This window comes from Chitinophaga sancti (assembly GCF_034087045.1).
In the GTDB taxonomy this organism is placed as follows: Bacteria; Bacteroidota; Bacteroidia; order Chitinophagales; family Chitinophagaceae; genus Chitinophaga; species Chitinophaga sancti_B.
Genome location: NZ_CP139247.1, coordinates 6057733 through 6082647, shown reverse-complemented (window position 1 = coordinate 6082647; position 24915 = coordinate 6057733). Strand labels below are relative to the sequence as shown.

The following is a 24915-nucleotide window of genomic DNA, read 5'->3' as shown; positions in this document are numbered from 1 at the left end:
ATCAATGATCAGACAACACCACCTTCACCTGCATCCCCGCCTTCCTCTTCCTGGCCAGTAACAACAACGGCAATGCAAACAAAAACACCATCCCCACCATCAGGTATGCATCATCATAACTCATCAGATTCGACTGTTTCGTAATCACAACATCCACCACCTTTAGTGCTTTCTGCTTTGCCTCTAAAACCCCAAACCCATGCTGCATAAAATACCCCGTATAATCTGAAATTCTCTTTACAGCCTCCGGATTATCAGCGGTAAAATTGCTAACAAGATCCGTTCTATGTACTGCATTCCTATTCGTCAGGTATGTATTCACCATCGCTAACCCAAAGCTACCCCCCAGTTGCCGCATCATATTATTCAAAGCTGCTCCCTGGGGAATATCCTGCGGTGCCAACGATGACACTGCCAAGGTGGTCAATGGCACCGTTACTACTGCCAGTCCAACGGCACGCCAAATCAAACTGGTCGTGATCAGGTTTGCACTTGCATCCAGACTTAAATGCGACATCTGCCAGCTGAAGAGTACAAAGAGCAACATCCCGATCGTAATCATCACAATAGGAGAAACGCCTTTTTGTAATAGGGTAGCCGAGATCATCAATCCGCCGATGGCTAATAAGGCACCTGGTAACAACAACAGTCCTGTTTGCGTAGGCGTGAACCCTAATAGTCGTTGCGCAAAAACAGGTGTCAGAAATACGGAACTGAATAGTCCGACCCCTGAAATGAAAGTAAGCACAGCCGCTAAGGTAAGGTTCTTACTCCTCAATACTTTCAGGTTCACCACCGGGTTGTCGGTTTTGAGTTCCCACCAGATAAAAAGTAATAACCCAAAGAAGGCGGTCACACTCAACAGGATGATATAATTCGCTTCGAACCAATCGTCCGTTTCACCTCTTTCCAATACAGTCTGCAAAGATCCTACGCCAATTGCTAAGAAGAAGATTCCCAGCCAGTCTACTTTTCCGGCTTCCTGTTTAATAGGTGGTTCTTTTAATAGCATATAACATATAACCGAAACAGTTATACCGATCGGTACGTTGATGTAAAAGATCCATGGCCAGTCGTAGAACTCGGTGATATATCCTCCTAAAGTCGGTCCGATTGTAGGGCCTACAAACACGCCTATTCCAAAGAGCGCACTGGCCACATTCCGTTTTTCTTTTGGAAAGATCTCGAACACGATGGCTTGTGATACGGAGAGCAATGCCCCGCCACCTATACCCTGCAGGAAACGGAAAGCCACGAGTGTCCAGATATTGGATGCCTGTCCGCACATAAAAGAGAAGAAGGTAAAGGCAATGACAGAGCCGATATAATAATTCCTTCTGCCCAATCTTAAGACTAAAAAACTGGTAATTGGAATGATGATCACATTCGCAATAGCATACGCCGTAATGACCCACGAAGTATCTTCCAGCGTAGCGCCCAGGTTTCCGCTCATATGTGAGAGCGCGACATTGACGATGGAGGTATCGATTAGTTCCATCACAGCCGCAGCAATGACGGTAACCACCAGGATGGTTTCTTTCTTCATACCGATCGGTATATTTTAAAGCAAAGAATTAATTGCCGGCGTTGAGTGCCTGCAGTGCGTTTTCAGGAGAGGAGAGGTAGAGTTGGTAGATGCCGGCAGTATCCCCTACATGTATTTCATATAAGTCATTTTGAAGACCTTCTATTAATTCCGCAGCCACTCGAGCAGGTGGAATACCTTTTTCCCCGCCTATTTCTTTAGAAAATTCTGTATTAACTAATGGGGGCATAAGTTCGAAAACACGTACAGGCGTATCTTTCAAAGTAAGGCGTAAAACCCTGCTATAAGCATGCAAAGCAGCCTTGCTAACACTATAGCCAGGAATATTGATACTTGGCGCAAATGATACAATACTGGATACATTCACGATGGCAGAATAAGGTTGTTTACTTAACAAAGGCAGGAACTTATCATTCAAGCGAAGTACGGAGAGATAATTGGTTTGCATTTCGGCGCTGGCCTTTTCAAATGCATTGGCCCCCGGGAGAAATCTGTAAGGAGAGGACGCGGCCCCGGCGTTATTGATCACGATATTTAAAAAAGGAAATTGTTCATTCAGCTGGGCCACGAGGTGGTTCACATCGTCTTCGCTGGTGACATCAGACACTATCGCAGTCGTATTTTTTAATTGCGCGGCTGCTGCTTTCAATCTTTCAGGGTTACGACCTGTGATGATAACCTGGTTACCCTGTGCACTTAATTGCTGTGCGATTTCGAAACCGATACCGGCACTTCCGCCGGTGATAAGTACGGTATTGTTACTTGTGTTCATCTTGTTTGTTTTTAAATATACCGATCGGTATATTTTTGTGCAAATAAATATTTAGAGTGCGTTAATCATGTTTTCGATGGAGTTCAGGATAGCAGAGCGGTAATTGAGTTTACCAGTTGCTTTAGTGATCATGATAGCTCCTTCTATGGTAGCGATGAGTGTGAGTGCGGTTTGCTCTATATTCAGTCCGGGCTTGAATTCTCCCACTGCAATGCCTTTATTGATAATGTCAGAGAGTTTGTCTTTCCAGTTCCCGATGGCAGCGGCAGATTTCGCCCTCAGTTCCGGGTGAGTATCATCTGATTCCACGGCGGTGTTCAGCACAGGGCATCCGCCGGTTGGAAAAGGTAAGTTTAGAAAATTGTCATAGATCTTAGTATAGACCAGGAGTTTGCCCCTGTAGGTCTTTTCTTTTTCTATGGCGCTGTCGATGATGCCGACTACTTTTTTGAAATTGAAGTCAAAGCAGGCGAGGGCTACTTCATCTTTGTTGGCAAAGTTGCCATAGATGGAGCCCTTGGTCAGTCCGGTCGCCTCGGTCATATCAGTGAGAGAGGTGCCGGCAAAACCCTTGGTATTAAAGATAGGAGCGGTTTTCTCCACTATATACTGCCTGGTTTTTTCTGCTTTGCTCATATCAAAACGATTAAGACGATGTAAAAATATACCGATTGGTATAATTCTCCAAATTTATTTTACTGCGGACTCATGTACAGGGAATATCAATACCTTTATGATAATAGAGGTAACCCGCCCATAAGCCGCCTATATCCCGCCTATAACCTGCCCATAAGCCGCATCTATATAGATACGGGATATCTACGGGTTATATACCTGTTACATACGGCATAGGTACATTATAGGGTTATCGGTTTCCATTAATTGTTAACAGCAGAACCATATCTTATGGCTATTATTAAATCAATTTTAAAGTTTGAAGGGAAACTGGAAGGAATGAATGCTTACCTGCCTAAAAACAGGGATGAATCCGAAGGATACATCCTCCGAACGAATGGAGGTCCTACCAGCAAACAAATTGAAAAACTACCTTCCTGCGAGTTGGTACGGCAAAACAATCATGAATTTGGAACCAGTTCTGCAGCTGCGAAGGCTGTCCGGATGGCGATCAGACCTGTCAGCCATTTGGCTGATATAAATCTGGCCTCCCGGTTTACATCTTTGTGCAGGCATATGCTAAAGCAGGATAAGAAGAATAAGCGGGGTGAACGAATGGTGTTTTTTTCAGAATTTGGGTACCTGATGAGTGGGGTCAACCTGAATAAAAATCATTTGTTTGATAGCGTGGTCCGGAACCCGGTATCCGCCACTCTGGATCATGCTACAGCAACTGCGGTGATATGCTTTCCTGCATTACAGCCTGGTGTGAACCTGGTACTTCCCTGGCAGCGACCCTTGTTTCGGTTTATCATTAGTTTTGGGGTAGCCGGAAATTATCGTTCTCAACAGCCACCGGTTTTTTTAAATACTGAGTGGTATTCCTCTCAGCAGGCCGTGGAGGCACAGACGGTTACTTTGCAATTAAGTAATTATAAATTCAGCGAGTATCAGTGTATGGTTGTAGCTGTAGGAGTGGAGATGGGTATGGTGGTGAGTGATGCCTTGGTGGAAAGTGTGAAGCATATAGGGTGTGGGAAGGTATTGATAGCTGGATAGGAAGTAGAATGCAGGTGTAATTTCCCATTGGTTTCGTATCTTCAAACACATGAACGAGCATGAACACCATCACGAACATGATCATGATCACGGACATGGTTGGATGAAATATATAGAGATCATCTGCAGCCTTACCTGTGGCACAGCACTGGCGATTGGCTTTGGTTTATCTTTTGTCAAAGGTATTCCTCCCGTACTTCCTTTATCGTTATATATTCTGGCATATATTGCAGGTGGGTTTTTTACCGTAAAAGAAGCCATCGAAAATATCAGAGCTGGTTCTTTCGATATCGATTCTCTCATGATCGTTGCTGCTGCCGGTGCCGCTATTTTAGGCGACTGGGCCGAAGGCGCACTATTGCTTTTCCTCTTTAGTCTGGGTCATTCATTAGAGCATTATGCTATGAACAAAGCGAAGAACTCTATTAGTGCGCTGGCTAAGCTTGCGCCTAAAACAGCGTGGCTGAAAAAAGATAATGACCTGCAGGAAGTAAATATCGAAACCTTACAAATAAACGATATTGTCGTAGTAAAACCTGATGCCACTATTCCGGCTGATGGTGTAATCATAAAAGGGAACAGTGCAGTTAACCAAGCAGCTGTTACCGGCGAAAGTATGCCGGTTGATAAGCTGGTTGACAGCAATGTATATGCGGGTACTTTGAATGGCAGTGGTGCATTGGAAGTAAAAGTGACCAAACCATCCAAAGACTCTACTTTATCAAAACTGATTCAACTCGTGAACGAGGCGCAGTCACAGCAATCACCTACACAGCGTTTTACTGACAGGTTGCAGAAGTTTTACGTACCCGCTGTTATCATCTTTGTAGGGTTGCTATGTCTTGCATTTCTGGTGATTGACGAACCGTTCAGCGCCAGCTTTTATCGTGCTATGGGGGTGTTGGTGGCAGCTAGTCCATGTGCGTTGGCGATCGCTATTCCCAGTGCCGTGTTGAGTGGGGTAGCCCGTGCTGCGCGAGCGGGTATCCTTATCAAAGGCGGGCGGCCACTGGAAGACCTTGGTACACTCAAAGCGATTGCTTTTGATAAGACAGGCACTCTCACTGCCGGCAAGCCAACACTTACCGACATAATTCCTGCTGCTGGTATCACTAAAGAGGAGCTACTTGAAATGGTCGTAGCTGTGGAATCACTCAGCGATCATCCATTGGCAAAAGCCATTGTGGCCGATGCGCAGCTAAAAAATATCACCCCTGCAGAGAACCTTTCATCTGTTACCGGTAAAGGTATTAAAGCGCAATGGCAGGGGCACGACATTATTATTGGTAATAAGGCTTTGGTCACCGGTGCTTCGGAAGAGGTGCTGGCGCTGTTGGATGAAAAATCTGCCGCCGGGCATACGGCTATGCTAGTGCTAAAAGACAACCAGTATGCGGGCATGATCACCGTTATGGATACACCCCGGCCCGAAGCAAAACAGGCACTGGATGCGCTCAAAGCAGCGGGGATTAAAAAGATGGTCATGCTCTCCGGCGATAACCAGTTGGTAGCGGATGCGATTGCAAAGGCGATTGGTCTCACTGATGCATGGGGGAACCTGTTGCCTGAACGAAAAGTCGAAGCGATCAATCAACTTAAGGCTACGGAACATAAAGTGGCGATGGTGGGTGATGGTGTCAACGATGCACCTGCTATGGCCAATAGTACGGTTGGTATCGCGATGGGTGCTGCGGGGTCTGATGTAGCGCTGGAAACGGCTGATATTGCGCTGATGGGAGATCAGTTGATGCACCTGCCGTTTGCGATTGCGTTAAGTCAGCAGGCGAATCGTATTATCAAACAAAACCTGGTGATCAGTTTGGGTATGGTGGCGGTGCTGATTCCCTTAACTTTATTGGGTATTGCGAGTATGGGGCCGGCGGTGATTGGTCATGAAGGTTCTACATTAGTAGTGGTGTTGAATGCGTTGCGGTTATTGGTGTATAAAAAGAAGTAGGGGACGATTACCTGATACCTTGTTATTACAATTGTTTTTCAACACAGATAGGGGGATGGTTCTTTATTTTCCCGGCTGTGGTGAAATTAGCAGTATCTTTGGTATGTATATTATTTCAAACTGTGAGAACCACATTCGTATTCCTATAATGCTACTCAATAAAAATCAATAACATGTGGCGGTATTTGTTTGTTTTAACGGGACTCGCCAGTTGTACGACGATCAGGTATTCAGAGACAGCTGTTTTAAAAAGTGAGAAGAGGGGATACCAGGTAGTGTACAATGGACACCCTGTAGCTTTTAAAAATATCATTTTAAATAAGGACAGTATCACACGGGTGAAAAAGAATTATGTGAAGAAGAGGATCACTATTTATCCTACATCTGTAAATGCGAAATTTAAGACGGGGGAAGAGCTGGTGAATGAGATTCGGGTAGCGACAGGGAAAGAGTTTGATATCATTGTCATTAATGGGGTACCTTATTTTAAAGCGGAGGAGCTGAAGGTACTGCAAGTCCAGCAGTCGCCGGGGGTTGAATATATTATTTTAGACCCTGACAAATTTCCAATTAGTTGTAATAGAATGGATAATCCATTATTGCTGATTGTAGCTAGATAGAACTTACATTTGAATAGGATGATTCCCTTACTGAAGAAAATAATATCCCCTGGTTTCCTTTTTTTTACGCCTATATTTTGGGCAGTAGGCAATGCTTATGCCCCTGGCAATTCCTGCAAACTACAATTTCATTATTAGAACCATAGATATGATCCCGATTACCAACGGTACAAAGGAAGCAAGGTATTTTACCTTTATTTTATATTGCTGGCCCTTATTATTTGTACTGGTAAATATTTGTTCCAGGCACTTTGGTGTAACATCCATCCTTGTGGATGTCATCGTTTTTTCTTTAACAATTTGGATCGCATATGCGGTATCTTTTAATGATTATGAGATCTGGTTGTCTCAGGAAAATAACAGCATAATAATAAAGAGAAGAGAACTGGAAGTCAAATATGAGGTAGATGAGTTTTTGAAATTCCGGTTGGGATATTATCCATTTCGAATGTCTTCTGCAGGTAGGTATTACGAACTGAAAATTAATCGACAGTCTTATCGGATCAGGATCCTGATCACAAAAAGTAATAGGGCGGAATTTTCTGAAAGCCTTGACCCTGAGAGGTATTTGAGGAAATTAGAAGAAGAAATGAAAGATAAGATCAGGATGAACATGAGTGGATGGAAGAGGTAATTTTGATGTGTGGAATTGTCCAGAATCCCGGAAATTTGTATATTACTATATAATTCCGCCACCCCATTTCAATTCCCTCAATATCATGCTTCAGCACAATAAAAATATTTCTGTCATTCAACCTTCCAGCCGCGCTGCTGCAAACCGTACCGCATATACAGGTATTTCTCAGCCAGCGGTAGTGCAGAAAACAGGTGTCATACAGCGACAAGCATTGACAAAAATTGTAGGAGAATGGAATAGCGATAACTACGACATATACGATGTGATCATTGGCGGCCGCACCCTCTCCCCATTTAGCAATACGATGGGTGCCCATTCTACTGCCTGGGTAGCACATATCGACGCCATCAGAAGGCACCTGGTAGGTACTACTTTGAGTGTTGGGATCGACTGGTTTTTAGACACCATCAATGAGGATCTGGACTCCCCATTGCGCAAGCTGGATGGCTATATCGGCAAAGAGCAATGGGCAAAACTCGACTTTGCGACCTATCAGCTAAAAGTATCCCGCGATAATCTCGGGAGCGTAGCAACAAAAATCACTGCGCAAAATTATCATAACGTGCTACAGTTGTTACGCATTGCCATCAACGCGTACCTGACCTACATCAACCTCCTCCCAACCTCTACAGTAGCCGGTGGAGACCCTTCCGGCCATGGAGAAGGCGTAGCAAGGGGAGAAATTAACTATTTCGAATTCGCCGCTTCGCAGAAATTTAAGAAAGAGGAGCAAACGCCTTCTAATACCGGCCTTCTGGAAACCTATACCCCGCTGGATGAAAAAGACCTGAATACTACAGCCTTCACCGGCATGGATACCGAATTGCGAAAGCTATTAAAAGGAGACTTAAAAGAGGGGGAGCTGGCATTGTATAAAAAGTCCATCCGGGCTACACTCTGGACAATGTTCGCCGCAGAAACGCCGGAGGTATTTGCACTAGGTCACGAAAACACACAAAGGAAGGAAGTAAAAGAAGAAATATGGGCCCTGACACTACAGAATTTCCTGCGTACCATCAGGGTCGCTTATCCTTTTGCATACGATTTCTGTAAAATGAATGATACGGCATTACTGACCTCCGATATAACGGCCAAAATACCCACGTTGAATGTAGCGCATATCGTGAAACTGGTGAATGGGGAAGAGACATTTATCAATATTGCGGGGAGCTATAATTTTAAAGATGAGGATGACAGGGATAAAGTAAAGTCTAAGCTCAGTGGATCGCATCAATTGAATGAATCAGAGGTACGGGGATCTGCTTATGGTTATTCAGATATTGTAGGTGGCGGATCAGGTTTCCAGGTAACAGTATTATTGAATGACCTGGACAATATTGGTGATATTATTACGACTGGTCGTACCAAAAGTCCTTTTAGCGGCACGATGGGTGCTCATACCACTGCCTGGGCCGTTCACCAGGATGCTGTAATTAATACCCTCACAGGACTGCCGCTTTCAAGTGCCATCCTCCAACTGTCATTAATGACACAGGAGGCGATGAAAAGCCCACAGCTGGAATTTGCCGGAGTGATAGATGAAAAGCACCAGATCTTCCTGGTAGCGGCCTTTAATGAGGCCAGGAAGTTTGTAGGCAAGGTGGGAGAGAATTTTAAGCAGAATGTAGGCGTAAAAACTGCTTTCCTGGAAAACTTCATTGCCACTTATCTCAATTTGCTGAATGTGACCCCTCTTGCCACTATTGCTAAAGGAGGTGTGCCGGGAGGTCGCAGCGAAGGACAGCACCGGCAGTTCCTGAAAAGGTACGAGACGGATGGAGATGCGGTTTTCAGTACAGACGAACTGGGTAATAAAACAAAAATTATCACAGATCACCTGTTAGGGATGTTTGATACAAGCGGACTCAATTACTTCCCTCCATCGTTGGTGAGGAGGGAGGCTACAAATATCAGTGAGTATGTCACGGATGGTTTTGATAATACGCATGCGTTATGGGATTTTGTACAGGATAAGGGAACGGAAAAGGCGAATCAGAAAAAGAAAAAGTATGCGTTGGATCAATTTCTGCATACAGTGGCAGAGGCCTACCCCCGATCACTTAGGAATAGCAACCTGGTAGCGACGCTGGCAGAAAAACACTCTATTGATCTGGCGCCACCGAAAAGTCCATCGAATGTGATGGGGCACAATGTAGTGGTAGTGGGTAATAAGCAGGATCCAAATGCGCAATTGAATAAAGGTTACAGAGGTGAGATAAGAGGTATTAACCTATATGGGATCACAGTATTGCTGCATGCTACTTTTAAAACAGTTGTATTGCAGCCTGATTCTATAAAATTCATTTGAAATTGAATTACATTCGGCTAAAATCGATCGATATGGCTATGCAGGCAGATTTAAAGACGTATAAGGATAAAATTTACCCGAGAGTTTTTTTGATAGATGAATTAAAGTTGGTTTTGGAGGATGAGGCAGATTTTCCTATTCACCGGTTATGGCTCAAGGACCTTGCTTTGGGATATGTGATTGATAGAGGTGATAAATTTACGTTTATTAGTAAATGCCATTTGGGCGATGAAATGACAGCAGAGGAGATGATGGAGTTGGCTATGAATAATTTCGTAAGAGATTTTGAGTTTAAAATAGTGCAGACCATTTTTGGTTGTTATGAATTGGAAGGGGAGCCGGATCATTGTGCAACGGCTATATTTGTAGCGCCGATATGGGAGAAGGTGGCGGCGCATTTTGGGAAGGACCTGGTGGTGGCGTTTCCAAGTTATGACCTGGTGTTTATGACGGCGGCGGATGATGCAGAGGGGATTAGTAATTTGAAGATGGAGTTATATAAGATACAGGGGATGGGCATAGAGAAGCGGTTGAGGGAATATTTGTTTTTGTTTAAGAGTGAGGAGAAGGCGTGGAGTTTTTTGGAGGATATGGAGGAGGAAGAGTTATTCTAAAACCACCCCCTTTTTCACGAGCTCATTTAGTTAGTATTCTTTTTTCTATTTCGGACATGTGAAATTGATATATTCTTTTTCTGCTTTTTTTAATTTTGTTTCCTGCGCGGTGGTTAACTTTTCAAATGGCTGTAAGCTAACTTTTACATCATCTTTTTTTATTTCCCGTTTCCATGTACCTGCTACCTGGCCGTCAATGATGATGGTATTGTCAAAGAACGGTGCAGAGCGCTGCATTTTGTGTGCGTGTTTTTCATGTGCAAGTGCTGTTCTGTCTGCATAGGAAACAAGGTATTCATCGTAGTTAGGCAGGAGATAAATTTTATTGGTAGCCTTTCCTGTAAATGATTTAAAGTAATAATCGCCTTCGTTGTCGAGTTCTTTTTTTACCGCTTCCAAACCTTGTTTTGCTATTGTAACGGGTAATCCTGACCACCATGAAAAATCTTTCAGCGTAGCTGGTCCATGGCTGGTGAAATACCGTAATGCCAGTGCTGCGAGGGCTTCTTCTTTGGAGAGTGATGTCGTTTTTGGAATGCGTTCATCTAATAGTGCATACGTTGTTTGCTTCCCTTTTCTTGCACCACTACAAATCAAACCATCCAGCTCGGGACGGATCATAATATGTACCAAACGGTGAGAATCACTTTCGATGCCTGCTTTATCCAGTACCGCTTTCAGCTCTGTCCGGGTCAGGTGTTTTCCTTCCAGTGCTTTACAAATAAGCTTGTTGCTTTTTTTGAAAAAGGCATCATCCAGCTCTAATTTTTTATCATAATGTGCGATTCCTTTTTTTACATGGGGAGCAGTGAGTTCCTGCATCCAGCGGAGGTCAGCAGGATTGACCAGATGCCAGGTAGGGCGAAGTACATGTGTGCGGATAATATGACCATCATTGATAGCAGCTTCCACTTCGGATGAATGACATGTGGTAACACGCTGCCCCACTGCCCATTTGGCCATGTCATAATCCTGTGCCTGTATAGCACCCATATGTTTTACTACAGCTGAGGGCGTATTAAATTGTGGTGCCGCCAGTTGTTGTAAAAATAATCTTTGCTGTAGCAGAAATTTTGTGGTCATTTTATAAAGTTATGATATTGAGGCGAGCCGGCAACTTCCAAAGTAGCATTTGTAGTGAGTGCGTGGATCGTAAAAAAATAAGCGATTAAATGAGAAGATTGTAGCATTGCCGGGTGCAGGAAATGAGTGGTATGAGTTGTTTGATGTGAAGTATGCTTCCATAAATTTTGACATGATTTTGCTGAATGTAATGACTGGTTCAAAAGAGTCTACATTGATCTATACAGGTTACCTGGAAAATTATTACTTTCAGACTAAGTCGACAGAGCAGGATTACATTGTCTTAACGCAGGTGACCCGCAGGAATTTGAGGAAACAGGCGCTCACGGAGCAGCCTTTGGGAGAGGGAGGGACGACGAGTGCTTATTCGAATGAGCCTGGGATTCCGGTTTATTTGCCAGAAGATGTGATCGTGATACCGGCCAGGTAGATTCTGAATATTAATATTACTTATTTGCAATTGGAAGTCGATAATGAAATGAGAGAGGAGTTGGAAGCATAGTTTGGCCTTTAACCCTAAAAAAATTACATTTACCCAATAGTTTAACCCAACATTCCTTTAAAACCCCGTTATGCCAACGCGTTATTTACCCCTCGCTATCCTCGCCGCAGGCTTGTTTTTCGCACCCGGCTGTAAGCAGGATACCCCACATGCCAGCATCACTGGTACCATCGATGGATTGTACGATCCCGCTATTTTCCTGAACATCCCTACGGGCGATACTTATAATACAGAACCAATTCCTGTAAAAGACGGTGCATTCAGCTGGTCAGGAGATATCCCGGAAGTTCAGCGACTGATGTTGCGGATAGGCGACAAAACCATTCCATTGTATATGGATAATTCAGCGGTGGAGATTCATGGTCATATTGATTCACTCGATCAGTTACGGATTACAGGATCTGCGCCACAGGCGGACTTTGATGAATATCAACGATCACTGGCGGATATTAGAAAAGAAGGACAGGCATTAACTGACCAGTGGGTAAAGGCGAAGGAGAATGATAGTATGAAGGAGTTGATCAGGACGAAATTTGATTCTTTGAATGAGGTCAAAGATGAAAGAACGAATAAATTCATCGCTACCCATCCCGGGAGTGTGGTGAGCGTATCCCTGCTGAGTGATATGGCGCTGGTGGGAGATCCGACCTTACTGGATAGCCTGTTCCGGAAATTATCTCCGGCCATGGTAGGCACGACTCCCGGGAAGGCATTGCAGGAAAGAATAGCAGTTTTGAAGAAGAGTGCTGTCGGACAGACATTGATGGACTTTAAACAGACGGATGTGAAGGGGGATACGTTTAAATTGGCGGATCTGAAGGGGAAGTATGTATTGATAGATTTCTGGGCGAGTTGGTGTAAGCCCTGCCGGGCGGAGAATCCAAATTTGTTGAAAGCGTATAATCAGTTTAAGCATAAGAATTTTACAGTGTTAGGGGTATCGCTGGATGAAAAGAAAGAGAGTTGGCAACAGGCGATTGCGGAGGATAAAATGCCATGGGTGCAGGTGTCTGATTTACAGGGGTTTCAGGGGAAGTTGGCGCAGGAGTATGGGATTAAGGCGATTCCTTGTAACTTTTTGATTGATCCTAAAGGGGTTATTATTGCAAGGTACCTGAGAGGGGAGGCGTTGGAAGAGAAGTTGGTGGAGGTGCTGCGTTAGGGAGGAATTATTCTGACCTTTTGATAGTTTCTGAAGGAAAATTACCATGCCTGAAAACAGGCGTTTGGAGGAGAAGTTGTTAGTGGAACTGGTGCTGCGTTAGGTCACTCGGGGTACCTGGAAGCAAAAATGATGGGAAAAGCTGTCGGAAACACGCCCCCAGGGTGGTTTTTTTGAAATTATTCCTACATCCTGTACTTTTGACAGTACTGTAAAGCTGTTATGAGTAAGAAAATTCATTCGCAGGAAAGGTCGGAAGAATGTCAGGGACATTTACGGGCCATACATGATACCCTGGATGTGTTGAATGGGAAATGGAAGATTTCCATTATTGGTTCGCTGAGTTTTGGAAAGCGACGATTTATGGAATTGCAAAGAGAAGTGGAAGGAATAGGGTCTAAGATGCTGTCAAAAGAGTTGCGAGAGTTGGAAATGAATGAACTGGTGAAGCGCACTGTGCATGATACAAAGCCGGTAACGGTGGAGTATGAGCTGACTGACTATGGCGGAACATTGCAGAGTATTATTTCGGAAATGGCGAAGTGGGGAGTGCAACATAGGAAGCGGATCATGCAGCAGGTGATTGTGTAAGAAGGTTGCCAGCGGCGGAAATCTGGAAAATAAACTAATTGAAGGCAATGCCTATTGAATTTGTATTCCCATTAAAGCCACCTAACCTTTATAAATCAAAAAAGCAAAACCTTGCCTCACAGCCAGGTTCTGCTATTATTTGAATGAAAGCAACCAAAATAAAAACTTACCAGCAAAATAAAAAGAAAGGAAGGTCAGAAGAAGGGCATTCCGGGATGTCAGAATGCCCGTTGCAAATCGCGCACAATGGACCTTCCTTGTAACCAGTGTTATCTTTAATATCTTATATTACCGCTGATTTTTTAGCATATCTTTCGAAGAAAGCTCTCTCTAATGCTTCCCTATGATCAGGGTGGGCAATCTCGATCAGCGCTTTACCTCTTTGTTTCAGGCCCTTACCGAACAGGTTCGTAATACCATATTCAGTCACCACCCAATGTATATGTCCTCTTGTAGTCACCACACCAGCACCTTGTTTCAGGTAAGGGGTGATGCGGGAGATACCTTTGTTTGTCACGGAAGGCAGCGCAATGATTGGCTTACCACCGTCTGACAATGAAGCACCTCTCATAAAATCCATCTGACCACCGATACCGGAGTACTGGTAAGTACCGATACTATCTGCACACACCTGACCAGTGAGGTCCACTTCGATGGCACTGTTGATAGCGGTAGCTTTTGGATTCTGACGGATCACAGCTGTATCATTTACATAGTCGATAGCCAGTACCCTTACGGTTGGGTTATCGTTTACAAAATCATACAGTTTGCGGGTACCTGCCATGAAAGCAGTCACATTTCTGCCTACATTCACTTTCTTCAGGCTATTGTTGATCACACCACTTTCGATCAATGGAATGACGCCGTCAGACATCATTTCTGTGTGCAGGCCCAGGTTTTTGTGGTTGGTCAGGTTTTTTAACACATAATCAGGGATGCTGCCGATGCCTAACTGCAGGGTGGCGCCGTCTTCTACCAGGGTAGCGATATTGCGGCCAATCTGAGCAGTGACTGGGGTAGCATCTGAAGAGTAGTCCAGTACCGGCAGATCTTCTTCGTGCCATACGGCAGCGTGGAAGCGGGATACGTGGATAAAACCTTCCCCATGGGTACGTGGCATTTTAGGATTTACCTGTGCCACGATATATTTTGCTACTTCCGTTGCAGCGCGGGCAATGTCTACTGAGGTACCCAGAGAGCAATAGCCGTGTTGGTCCGGAGGTGATACTGAAATAAATGCAACGTCCGGAGGCAGAATGTTCTTTTTGAACAGTTGAGGTATCTGGCTCAGGAAAATGGGAACGTAGTCACCATCCTCACTATTCACTACTTTACGGTTGGCAGCGGATGTGAAAAGGCAATTAATAAAAAAGCTTTTTCTGTATGCAGGATTGTCGAAGTCTACCTTACCTAAGGTTGTAATGCTTGTTAATTCAACATTCTCCAATTCTGCGTGCCTATCTTGAAGGGCTTTTAAAAGGTGCATTGGCGTTGCGGCGGATCCATGGATAAAAACACGGTTACCTGAAGTCACACACTTTACAGCTTCTGATGCCGGGATATACTTAAACATATCGTTTCATTGACTTTGATGCCTCAAAATTACCAGCAGATGGGTTGTTAAATGCTGATGAAAGTCAGGGAAGAAAGTATTTGTTGTCAGGAGAATGGGGGATTTTGGGAGGGAATGGGCTGCAGGGGGAAGAACAGGGGGATGTTGAAAGTGGAATAGGGGGGATTTTTTTGAAGGAGAAATGCGGATGATAGGTGTGAAATTGGCCTGCGGCAGCAAGGAAAAGGCTTACAATTGGGTTAGCGCCCGGACGGGGGGAATAATTGCCGGGAGATAGAAAACGGGCTGTAGGGGAGAAGAACAGGGCTGTGGCGGGAAAATCAGGGTCTTTTTGGGTTGAAGTTCCTTAAATGAACTTCCCTCATAACTAAAACATACTCAACTGCGTATACCTAACCGGTGCCGTCTTGCCATTATCAGATATATTATAAACCGGCGTCTCCTGGTACCTGGATGCCACCGCTATATGCGTATCCCCGGCATGCTGCTGAAATAACTCCAATACCACATCCGGATCATTATTATCCTTCGATAAGTGAGCAAGAAACAAATGCGTCATAAATGGTGGCCTATGCTGCTTAAATATCTCTAACGCCTGCTTATTGGACAAATGCCCATGCCCACCCCGTATCCTCTTCTTTAAATGATAAGGATACCGGCCATTCTCCAGCATTACCTCATCATAATTCGCCTCCAGAAAAGCCGCATGACAAAGCTGGAAGTGTTTAATTAAGTGCTCGCAGGGGGCACCAATGTCAGTGAAGACACCTATATTAATATCATTACCGGATACTATAAAAGAATGTGGCTCTACCGCATCGTGGAATTTCGGAAAAGCTGTGATGCGCAGTCCGCCTATCTGAACCGGCGTGTAAGGGAGAAAAGAAATAGCTTGCTCTTCCTGTAACAGGAGATTGCCGCTACGTTGGGTAGCAGGGGTAATATAAACAGGGAGGTTGTACTTTTTAGAAAGAATAGTGATTCCTTTTATATGATCTGTGTGCTCGTGTGAGATAAAGAGCGCCTTTACCTTCGTCATACTTAATCCCAGGCGGTGCATGCGGCGCTCGGTTTCCTTGCAGGAAAGCCCGGCGTCTACCATGATGGCTTCGTGGTCGTTGCCTACGTAATAGCAATTACCATTGCTACCGGAATTAAGTGATGTGATGTAAAGTGACATGCAGCTGCAAAGTAAATAATAAATTGCTAAGAAAGTTAGTTTTTGTTGAGAGGGTGATACATCCTTTATGGTAAAAGGAAGATTTGAGCTGGAGCATTCCACCAAAAATAAAGGGTGCCTCAAAAAGAGACACCCTTCGTGGAGCGGGTATTTGGCCGCCTGCTCATCTATCATTTTGCTGGCAGCCTGGATACAATCTGGCCGCCTGCTCATCTACCATTTAATATTCACCTTCACCCCATCCGGACTATTATCAAATCCAAGATAAAGGGTATGGGAGCTTTCATCCCATGACTTCACCACCTCCTTATTACCTGTCACTACCTCTTTCGGCTCCGCAGGCAATAACACGCGCATTGCATTAATTGTGTTCACAGGACTCTTTGCTGTGAAACTATAGCTGTTCGCTGTCACCACCTCATCATATATTCTTGCCGCGGTAGCTAATACCTTTGGCTTAGACTTATCGGCCACTCTATTAATATTATAGAGGAAAGCCTGGGTGCCAGGTTCTACTGTTTTCTCAGCCAATACAGGCAATTTAGGATCAAACAGGTCCACCACAGGGCCTTTTATCACATAAGGGGTTTTATCCGCCACCTCATCCATCACTGCTACGATATCATAAGGCCCCCTTTCTAAATAAAGATTGTTTTTGGTCTGTAAATTCCCACCATAGGCTTCTTTTATCGTAGCCACGTAATTATCTGCCCCATTCACCTGCATCACAAAGTTCTTCGGATCTTCTTTTATGATATACACCTTTCCTTTTCCAACATTATACTTCCCTCCATCCGGAGCAATCCCTAACAAACCGAACAAATGTGCGGAAGGCGTTTTATAATGATTTCCCTTCGTATTCCACCACTCCATCACTGACTGGTATGGATCGTCGTCTTTTGAACAATACACCAGTATACCCCCTTTCTTTACCCATTCAGCTATATATTTATGTACATCCGCACTCATTGGCTTCATATTGGAATAACTCATCACCAACACCCTGATATCTTTCAGACTGGCAGCAAAAGACAGGTTTTCCATATGCACCGTCTGAACAGGGATTCCTAATTTCAACAGCGGCAATGTCTGGCCATAAAAGTTAGAGAACTGGGGATCTTCAAAACCATTATGCGTTGGGAAACGCTGGAACATCAGGGAATTTCCCATCAACACACCAATCCCGTTTACCCCCGTCACCCGATTCGCAGAGCGCGGCATATCATTCAGCGCATTTACCATCACCTGCATTTGTGTAGAATAGTATTTAGGTATCAATACCATGCTATCACTATTCGCCACCTTGTAAGGCCTGGTATATATACGCTCCGGCCATGGCATAACTTCGTAATCAGCTACCATCGGGTAAAGGATCTTGGCGGTGAATGTCGCCTGGTAATTACGTTTGTAATCACTCCAGTCACGCGGCCAGTCTTCGATAGGATCGGTCAGTAAAAATACCTTCCTGTTCGTAGGTGCGGTCATTGAAATAACAGCGCCATATTCTAAGAACGCATTTTCAAACACACGTTCTTTCTCTAACCCATTGAAGAATGTAGGTTCACGGCTAGTGCCTGTCCATACCTGTGCAATGTACCCGTCAATACTGGGTAATGATGCCAGGCTTGCTTCGGGACTCACGATCTTCCAGGAAGAGTAGTTGACCAGTGAGTGCGTAGGTATGTACACCTTTACATCCAGTCCTTTGGTTTTCCCATAGGCCTTCGCATAAGTGGAGACTTCCTTAATCGCATTATAATATAAATGGTACTTGAGTTTGCTTGACAAATAAGTATTTTCCGGCGACTCATGCTGTGGGCGCCATGGGAACCCGTAATAGCGTTGCCATTCGTTTTTGAAGGTCTGGCCATAACCCGCACGTGCCCAGAATTCAGGTTCTTCGAGGTAAATGGCGGTGATGCCTGCATCGATCACTTTTTTGACGACCCCTTTTTTCATGTATTCGATAAAGGTGCTTTCCGGAACGACATAAGGAATGTTGTGACCATGCCAGATGGTATCGCCATTTTGCATGACCTGCCCAATACCAAGATGGTTTTTTCCATCCCATTTACCAAGGAAATAATCATCATAAGAGCCCCAGGCAATGCCTGTCATGAATTGAACGGTATAGCCATGGTCGCGCCATGATTTTACTCTTTGTTCGAAGGTCATGTTATGACGATCACCTGCGCCATATACGATGGCAATGTCCGATCTTACGTCTATTTCAGGCCGCCACGGACTGCTGGTCTGAAAGGCTGTTTTTTCTCCTTTCTGCGCAGTTGCCAATAAGGACAGGCAAAAGCAGGAGAGTAGAAGCAATGGTTTCTTCATAATAGAAAGTTGAGACCTGTAATTAAAACTTTGCAATAACTCACTCCTACATAAGAGAAGTGAGTTATATTGATAGAAACTAAACACAATTTACTGAGTAAATTTGTAACAAGCCCTTCCGCCGAAGGCGGAAGGAACTTGTCAGGATGGCCTGTGGCCTTGTAGACAGCAAACACAGATGCCATAAAAAGTGGAATTCGCACAAAGGGCCTTACGGAACTTTCACCGCTATCGGTTCATTATAATTATACCTGTTCACACCTTCTACACTATAATTGATTCGCCCACCAGCACGCAGGTAATAAGTCGCATTTGTATATGGTAATACAGGAGTCGTTACCGTAATCGTCTGTCCCAACTGTGTAGTCGGATTGCTCACCGCCACTGTGTAACGTGAATCATAATTATTATCACCCACATTATAGCTGCTTGAGTTCACGAACAGATAAATATTCCCCAGGTCCTGCTGATACGCTGGCAATGTTGTACCTCTGGATACCCTGAACTGCACTGTAATCGTATTATCCGCATTCACCACCGGATCCCCAATCCACTCCACTTCAAGGAAAGGCACTACTGTAAAATTCTGTGTCACCGTTCCATTGATATCAATCGTCACACTCGCATTTTTCGTCGTATCTCCATTGGCATCCAGTTGTACAAGCGGCACGAATGGCCCAAGTGGTGTCACATTATACTTCCCCGCAGGAATAACGGAACACTCAAATGTACCATCCTGATTGGTTGTAAAATAAAATGGGGTAGGACTCGCTGAATAATTCAGGTCCAGCAATTTGAACCTTACACCATTATCACCCACCTGCGTCTGCAATCCCTGACCAGTGATCGAGTCTGTGATCAAACCTTTCAATACCATGGAAGGCTTATCCTTATTATCATATTTCGTGCAGGAACAAAATAGCCCCAGCGCCAAAACTATATATTGAATTTTCATCGTCTTCAAAGTTTTAATAGATTAATAGCCTGAATTCTGCACCACCTTAGTACTGGTTGTAATCGCTGTACCCGGCAGTTCCTGGTAGTACCAGCGGGTATCAAATGTGAACGTACTCCCTCTTTCATCATAGCGCGCATCGAAAAACCATTTGCCGGCATTATCAGCATAGAACGGCATCAGCACACGCCAGCGTGTATTGGACTGTTCTGCTGCAATCACTCTCCAACGTTTTAAATCCCACCATACTTTGTTTTCGAAGGCCAGTTCTTTACGGCGTTCTTTGCGTACTGCACTGATGAATGCATCTGGAGATGCTTTTTCTATACCTGATAACAGTTCTGCACCCGCACGGGTTCTGATCTTGTCTATGCTGGTATAGGCATCATTCAGGTAATCGGCTGTACCCAGCGTAGCCAGTTCTGCTGCAGCTTCTGCACGGATCAGTAATACCTCTGCATAGCGCATTTCAATCCATGGTTGTACGGATCTGTTTTCCAGTACTTCTTCCTGGGCCATACTTTCATTCAGCCATTTACGGATCGTGAAGCCGGACATAGCGCAGGTGTTATCTCCATAAAACACACCCGCTGCTCCTGCAGGATTCATTTTCGTACCATCGTGCAATGTATAGGCCGTTTGACTACCACTGGAAGATGTGACTAACTGGGAAGCGCTGGATGAATTTTCATATTTAGTTGTGCTGCCTTCAGGAATTAAGCGGGCAATAGATGAAGTGGACGCACCGGTATAAATACCTCTCCATATCTGACAGGCAGTGCCTTTGAACTGATCGTTCGGTAAGATAACGGTCGCTCTAAGACGAGGCTCTGCATCCGCAAAAAACTGCATGGTGCTGTCATAGAGTTTGTAAGTACCATTGCTGTTGTATACATCTACATGCCCGTTTGCATCTTTAGGAATGCCATCGAACATTTCTACGAAATTCAGGGTTGGATTGGTCTCGGAAGAATAACCGTTTGCACCTTTATATTGAGCTGGTACATTGTACGCATCATACCCATGTACACTTTCAGGATAGCTATATTGTTTTACAAAGATAGCTTCTGAACTGCTGGCTTTGGAGAAGATATTTTTATAGTTGGTGTACTGCGCGGTTTTATCGCCTGAAGCCCATTCATTCATATACAGGGAGTAACCACCTGCATCTACCGCCAGTGCTGCATTGTAAGCCTGTGTATAGAAATCTTTCGCCAGGTCTGCACTCAAACCACAAAGGCGGATACCACCTACAATGTATGAGTTCGTATTGTATTTTGCTATAGAACCCGCATGTACCATGGCTCTTGCCTTCATCGCATACGCCGCATATTTGTTAGCCCGACCTACCTGGTTGGTAGCAGGCAATAAAGCAATCGCACTATCATAATCAGCACCCACCAGTTTCCAGGTATCTTCTTCTGAAGAGCGTGCGATGTCTACATCTGAGATGGATTCTGATGGATAATTCAGTACACGTGTTACCAAGGGAACTCCACCATAGCGTTTTACCAGTGCATAATAAGTGAAGGCACGAATAAAGTAAGCTTCCCCTTTGAACTGGGCCACCTTGGCAGCTGAATAACTGCTTTGGTAGTTTTTGATGTTTTCCAGGAAGTAATTACATTCCCTGATCACGGTGTAAAGATCGCTCCATGTATCGCCATAATCTGTAGATGTAGACTCGTTCTTAGCACCACCTACTTCGCGGCACAACGCTTCGCCTGACATTGTACCGGGTACCTGCAATACCCAGAAGTGATTGAACAGGTAGTTCGGACTATAACGGAAATCTTCTATTGGCATTTCGCTGTAGATCCTTGCCATGTAGGAGTTGATACCTGCTTCAGAACCGAAGATATCACCGTCCTGGATGATATTGGTCGGAGAGATATCCAGTTTGGTACAGGAAAAGAGCGAAAAACCCAGTATGAATGGTAGTATATATTTAAACTTTTTCATAATCACAAGAATTAAAGATTGATGGTGAAGCCCATGTTGTAGGTACGGTTCAGCGGATATACGTTACCATAGCTGTCAGCAGGATGTTCCGGATCAATGAATTTCATGCTTGACCAGGTATGGGCATTGTAGATGTTGCAATACACTCTCGCACCTTTGATACCTGCACGTTTCAGCAGGGATACGGGTAAGGTGTAGCCTAACTCAATCGTTTTCAGGCGGAGGTAGCTGGCATTGAAATAAGAGAATGTAGAGTTACCTCTTGCCACGGTGCCTGTGTAAGCATATTTCCCCTTCACCCATTTAGTATTAGGATCGTAAGGGTTGGCAGTTGGATCCTGAGGGTGCCATCTGTCCATAAACATTTCCAGAGCGTTGGAATAATTGGATCCCCAGATAGGCTCGGCTAAAATCTCCACATAGTTTACATATACTTTGGCAGCACCCTGGAACAACATCGCCAGATCAAATCCTTTCCAGCTCGCATCCAGTGTCAGACCGTAGGTGAACATCGGTCTGCCGCTATAGCTGATTGGCTGTAAGTCCAGGTCAGAGATGATGCCGTCACCATTGGTGTCTTCGTACTTGTAGTCGCCGGGCAGTGTACCCTGGTCGTATTTCACTTTGCTATTGGCTATTTCTTCGTAGCTCTGGAACTGGCCGATGCCTTTGAAACCCCATACCATATCAGAATAGCGGTTGTTGTTATTACTTCTCCATTCGTTGTAATTGTTACCATATTTACCTACTTCCTGGTAAGTATATTGTGTGCGGGTGAAACCGAAAGTACCTCTTACATTGTAGCTCACTTCACCAATTTTGTAGTGGTGTGTGACTTCGATATCGATACCGCGGGTCATATCGCCATTCAGGTTTTCCTGTGGCAGTGCAGCGCCTACTACTGAAGGCAGACTTACACTGCGGGTGGCCAGCAAGCCACTACGCTTACGTTGGAAGTAGTCTACGATCAAACCGAACATACCGTTTTTGGTATTGAGGTCCAGGCCTACGTCAAATGTTTTCGCAGTATACCATGTAATATTTTTATTCGCGATACCTGTGCTTACAGAGCTGTTCACATAAGTACCATCGAATACAGAACCACCTGGCAGGTTGTTGTTGTCACCACCGGCAGGATAGGTGTAGCCATTCAGGTATTGATAGGTAGAAGCGTTGTCATCACCCAGCACACCATATGATGCACGGAACTTGGCATTGTCAATGAATTTTACATCCAGGTTTTTCCAGAAGTTTTCATCTGTAAAGCGCCAACCCACGGAACCAGAAGGGAAGAAGCCCCAGCGGTGTGCGGCATCAAACCGGGAGGAACCATCATAACGGAAACCGAACTCTGCGAGGTACTTACCTTTGTAGTTATAGTTGGCCTTACCTACATAACCAATGTTTGCATAGTCATACAGGTCAGCGCTGTTGGTAGACATGCTACCCTGCTGGTTATCACTGTTACCTGCGGAGAGCTGATCCAGTGCCAGGGAAAGATCACGGGCTGCAAATATGTTATCTCCCTGACGGTGCTGACCTTCGACCAAAGCCAGGACGCTCACATTATGTACTTCGTTGAAGGTACGCATGTAGTTCAGTGAGAACTGTGTAAGGATGGATTGCTTGGTATAGAATTCCCTGCGGATGTTGCTGGGACTCTGGTTGGTAGTTGCGTTATAAGATTCGGTTGCGTCGTCGTAGTTGTAGAGGTTGTATTGTTTTTTGTAGATCTTGTTGTCGAGCAACTGGTAGTCGTAACCGAACATACCTTTTGCACGCAGACCTGTGATGCCGGGTACATCGTATTCCAGGCTCACGTTGGACTGGAACCATTTGTTGCCATATTTTCTGTAACCAGACTGGTTAGCGTCTGCCATGGCTACGGGGTTGGAACCGTCTACGGAACCTACCTGCAGGTAGTCGGGATTATTATTGGAATAAATGGGCTGAATAGCAGCGGATCTTTCCATAGAGCGGATGATCCAGTCGGTGGATTCGTAGTTCTTGTTGGACTCGTCGAAGATACCGTTCAGCTGGAAGTCAGCTTTCAACCGATCCGTGATTCGGCCGGTTACGTTAGAGCGTAAGTTGTAACGTTTGTAGCTGTTGCTGTTACTACGCAGAAAAGATTCCTGGGAAAGGTAACCGAGGGATGCATAGTATTGTACCCTATCAGAACCGCCACTGGTGCTCAGGTTGTGCTGAGACATAGGTGCAGAGGGTCTGATCACGGCTTTGTACCAGTCAGTACCTTGTTTGGTACCGTTTCTGTAGGCTTCCACTTCGTCGAGAGAGTAGCGGAGCGTACCACCGTTCTGGTTATGCATAGATTTCTCGTTCGCGAGGGTCATCCAGTCAGCAGCGCTGGTGCTTTTCGGAGAACCGATCGGGGTTTGAATTCCGAAGTTAGCGTTGTAGTTAATCACGTTGGTACCAGCCTTTCCTTTTTTAGTGGTGATGAGTACCACCCCGTTTGCTGCACGTACCCCGTATACCGCTGCAGACGCGTCTTTCAGCACAGAAATGCTTTCCACATCGTCAGGGTTCAGGCGGGACATGTTATCGCGTGGGATACCATCGATAATGATCAACGCATCGCCCATGCCACGAATGTCGAAGGTATTGTTGAAGGTACCGGGTTCGGAAGATTTCTGTACGATACGTACGCCGGCCAGTTTACCTGTCAGCATGTTGGTTACGTTTTCGTTTTTGGTGCGGACGATGTCAGCGCTTTTAATGGCAGCTACCGCACCTGTTACGGTTGCTTTTGTTTGCTGACCGTAACCTACCACTACCACTTCCCCCAGGGATTTGTTTTCAGCAGATAATTTAATGTCGATACGGGTACGGTTGCCTACCACGACTTCCCTGGCAGCGAAGCCGATGAAAGTAAATACCAGTGTATCGTTTTCACTACGTACATGGAGAACGAAGTTCCCATTGGCATCGGAGGTGGTACCTCTGGAAGTGCCTTTGATACCAATACTTACGCCGGGCAATGCTTCGTTGGCATCGTTGGTCACTCTACCGCTGATGGTGATATCGGCAGGAGGAGCCGGAGGCGTAGCGGGTTTATCTTTCTGCCTGATGATGATGGTTTTCTGTTTGATCACATAATCAAGTGGCTGGTCTTTGAAGCAAAGGCGCAGCACCTCATCGATCGGAGAGTTGGTCACTGAAATGCTTACCGGGCGGGCGCTGGCGAGCATGGGTGCGTTATAGAGAAAATTGTAACCGCTTTGTTCTTTCAGGTCCATGAGGAGTTTTTCCAGCGGCACATTGCGCTCCGATATGGTCACATTTTGTGCCTTACCATGTACCTGGAGGGCGGTGAACATAACTAATAGGAATGTTTTTAGTAGCAGTTTTAATGGCACGTGGAATTGCCAAGGTTTTTTAAATTGTAGATAGCATCGCATAGATGTACGTTTTGTTGGAA

19 protein-coding genes are annotated in these 24915 nt (G+C 44.9%); 9 read left to right on the top strand and 10 right to left on the bottom strand.

Annotated features, from left to right (window positions below; genetic code table 11):
- Position 1 precedes the first annotated feature (1 nt).
- Genes SIO70_RS24595 through SIO70_RS24585 form a run of 3 tightly spaced genes read right to left on the bottom strand, consistent with a single transcriptional unit; the run spans position 2 to position 2954 of the window.
- Positions 2-1546, bottom strand: a complete 1545-nt coding sequence (locus SIO70_RS24595; protein WP_320575221.1) for a DHA2 family efflux MFS transporter permease subunit — start codon at positions 1544-1546, stop codon at positions 2-4.
- Between the two features lie 28 nt (positions 1547-1574).
- The gene (locus SIO70_RS24590; RefSeq protein ID WP_320575220.1) at positions 1575-2318 is read right to left on the bottom strand and encodes an SDR family oxidoreductase; all 744 of its coding nucleotides are present in this window, start codon (positions 2316-2318) and stop codon (positions 1575-1577) included.
- Between the two features lie 51 nt (positions 2319-2369).
- Positions 2370-2954, bottom strand: coding sequence for a TetR/AcrR family transcriptional regulator (locus SIO70_RS24585; RefSeq protein WP_320575218.1), 585 nt, complete (start codon positions 2952-2954; stop codon positions 2370-2372).
- A gap of 270 nt (positions 2955-3224) precedes the next feature.
- Between SIO70_RS24585 and SIO70_RS24580 the strand changes: the two genes are divergently transcribed.
- The 6 genes from SIO70_RS24580 (at position 3225) to SIO70_RS24555 (ending at position 10128) form a co-directional block, all read left to right on the top strand.
- Positions 3225-3992 carry a hypothetical protein gene (locus tag SIO70_RS24580; RefSeq protein WP_320575216.1) on the top strand — a complete coding sequence of 256 codons (768 nt, stop codon included), beginning with the start codon at positions 3225-3227 and terminating at the stop codon, positions 3990-3992.
- 49 nt (positions 3993-4041) lie between these two features.
- Entirely contained in the window at positions 4042-5949 is a 1908-nt protein-coding gene (locus SIO70_RS24575; RefSeq protein ID WP_320575214.1) for a heavy metal translocating P-type ATPase, read from the top strand.
- A 173-nt stretch (positions 5950-6122) separates the two neighbouring features.
- A complete protein-coding gene (locus tag SIO70_RS24570; RefSeq protein WP_320575212.1) occupies positions 6123-6569 on the top strand; it encodes a hypothetical protein in 447 nt (148 codons plus the stop codon).
- Between the two features lie 148 nt (positions 6570-6717).
- A complete protein-coding gene (locus SIO70_RS24565) occupies positions 6718-7203 on the top strand; it encodes a hypothetical protein (RefSeq protein ID WP_320575210.1) in 486 nt (161 codons plus the stop codon).
- A gap of 85 nt (positions 7204-7288) precedes the next feature.
- Entirely contained in the window at positions 7289-9514 is a 2226-nt protein-coding gene (locus SIO70_RS24560; protein WP_320575208.1) for a hypothetical protein, read from the top strand.
- Between the two features lie 32 nt (positions 9515-9546).
- Positions 9547-10128 carry a hypothetical protein gene (locus tag SIO70_RS24555; protein WP_320575206.1) on the top strand — a complete coding sequence of 194 codons (582 nt, stop codon included), beginning with the start codon at positions 9547-9549 and terminating at the stop codon, positions 10126-10128.
- A 45-nt stretch (positions 10129-10173) separates the two neighbouring features.
- Here SIO70_RS24555 and SIO70_RS24550 read toward each other — a convergent pair whose 3' ends face one another.
- Complete coding sequence (locus SIO70_RS24550; RefSeq protein WP_320575204.1) at positions 10174-11211, bottom strand: winged helix DNA-binding domain-containing protein; 1038 nt, start codon at positions 11209-11211, stop codon at positions 10174-10176.
- Positions 11212-11383: 172 nt separating this feature from the next.
- Between SIO70_RS24550 and SIO70_RS24545 the strand changes: the two genes are divergently transcribed.
- From SIO70_RS24545 to SIO70_RS24535, 3 genes are all read left to right on the top strand, one after another.
- The gene (locus tag SIO70_RS24545; protein ID WP_320575202.1) at positions 11384-11641 is read left to right on the top strand and encodes a hypothetical protein; all 258 of its coding nucleotides are present in this window, start codon (positions 11384-11386) and stop codon (positions 11639-11641) included.
- 142 nt (positions 11642-11783) lie between these two features.
- A complete protein-coding gene (locus SIO70_RS24540) occupies positions 11784-12875 on the top strand; it encodes a TlpA disulfide reductase family protein (RefSeq protein ID WP_320575200.1) in 1092 nt (363 codons plus the stop codon).
- 222 nt (positions 12876-13097) lie between these two features.
- On the top strand, positions 13098-13466 hold the full coding sequence (locus tag SIO70_RS24535; RefSeq protein ID WP_083723920.1) for a winged helix-turn-helix transcriptional regulator: 369 nt from the start codon (positions 13098-13100) through the stop codon (positions 13464-13466).
- A 283-nt stretch (positions 13467-13749) separates the two neighbouring features.
- Here the strand turns inward: SIO70_RS24535 and SIO70_RS24530 are convergent, their stop codons facing one another.
- The 6 genes from SIO70_RS24530 to SIO70_RS24505 all read right to left on the bottom strand — a co-directional run bounded on the left by SIO70_RS24530 (position 13750) and on the right by SIO70_RS24505 (position 24814).
- Positions 13750-15039, bottom strand: a complete 1290-nt coding sequence (locus tag SIO70_RS24530; protein ID WP_320575197.1) for an acetyl-CoA hydrolase/transferase family protein — start codon at positions 15037-15039, stop codon at positions 13750-13752.
- Between the two features lie 367 nt (positions 15040-15406).
- A complete protein-coding gene (locus SIO70_RS24525; protein ID WP_320575195.1) occupies positions 15407-16219 on the bottom strand; it encodes an MBL fold metallo-hydrolase in 813 nt (270 codons plus the stop codon).
- 213 nt (positions 16220-16432) lie between these two features.
- The gene (locus SIO70_RS24520; protein WP_320575193.1) at positions 16433-18556 is read right to left on the bottom strand and encodes a hypothetical protein; all 2124 of its coding nucleotides are present in this window, start codon (positions 18554-18556) and stop codon (positions 16433-16435) included.
- Positions 18557-18767: 211 nt separating this feature from the next.
- Positions 18768-19511, bottom strand: a complete 744-nt coding sequence (locus SIO70_RS24515) for a DUF3823 domain-containing protein (protein WP_320575191.1) — start codon at positions 19509-19511, stop codon at positions 18768-18770.
- A 21-nt stretch (positions 19512-19532) separates the two neighbouring features.
- On the bottom strand, positions 19533-21473 hold the full coding sequence (locus SIO70_RS24510; protein ID WP_320575189.1) for a RagB/SusD family nutrient uptake outer membrane protein: 1941 nt from the start codon (positions 21471-21473) through the stop codon (positions 19533-19535).
- An 11-nt stretch (positions 21474-21484) separates the two neighbouring features.
- Positions 21485-24814 carry a TonB-dependent receptor gene (locus SIO70_RS24505; RefSeq protein WP_320575188.1) on the bottom strand — a complete coding sequence of 1110 codons (3330 nt, stop codon included), beginning with the start codon at positions 24812-24814 and terminating at the stop codon, positions 21485-21487.
- Positions 24815-24915 lie beyond the last annotated feature (101 nt).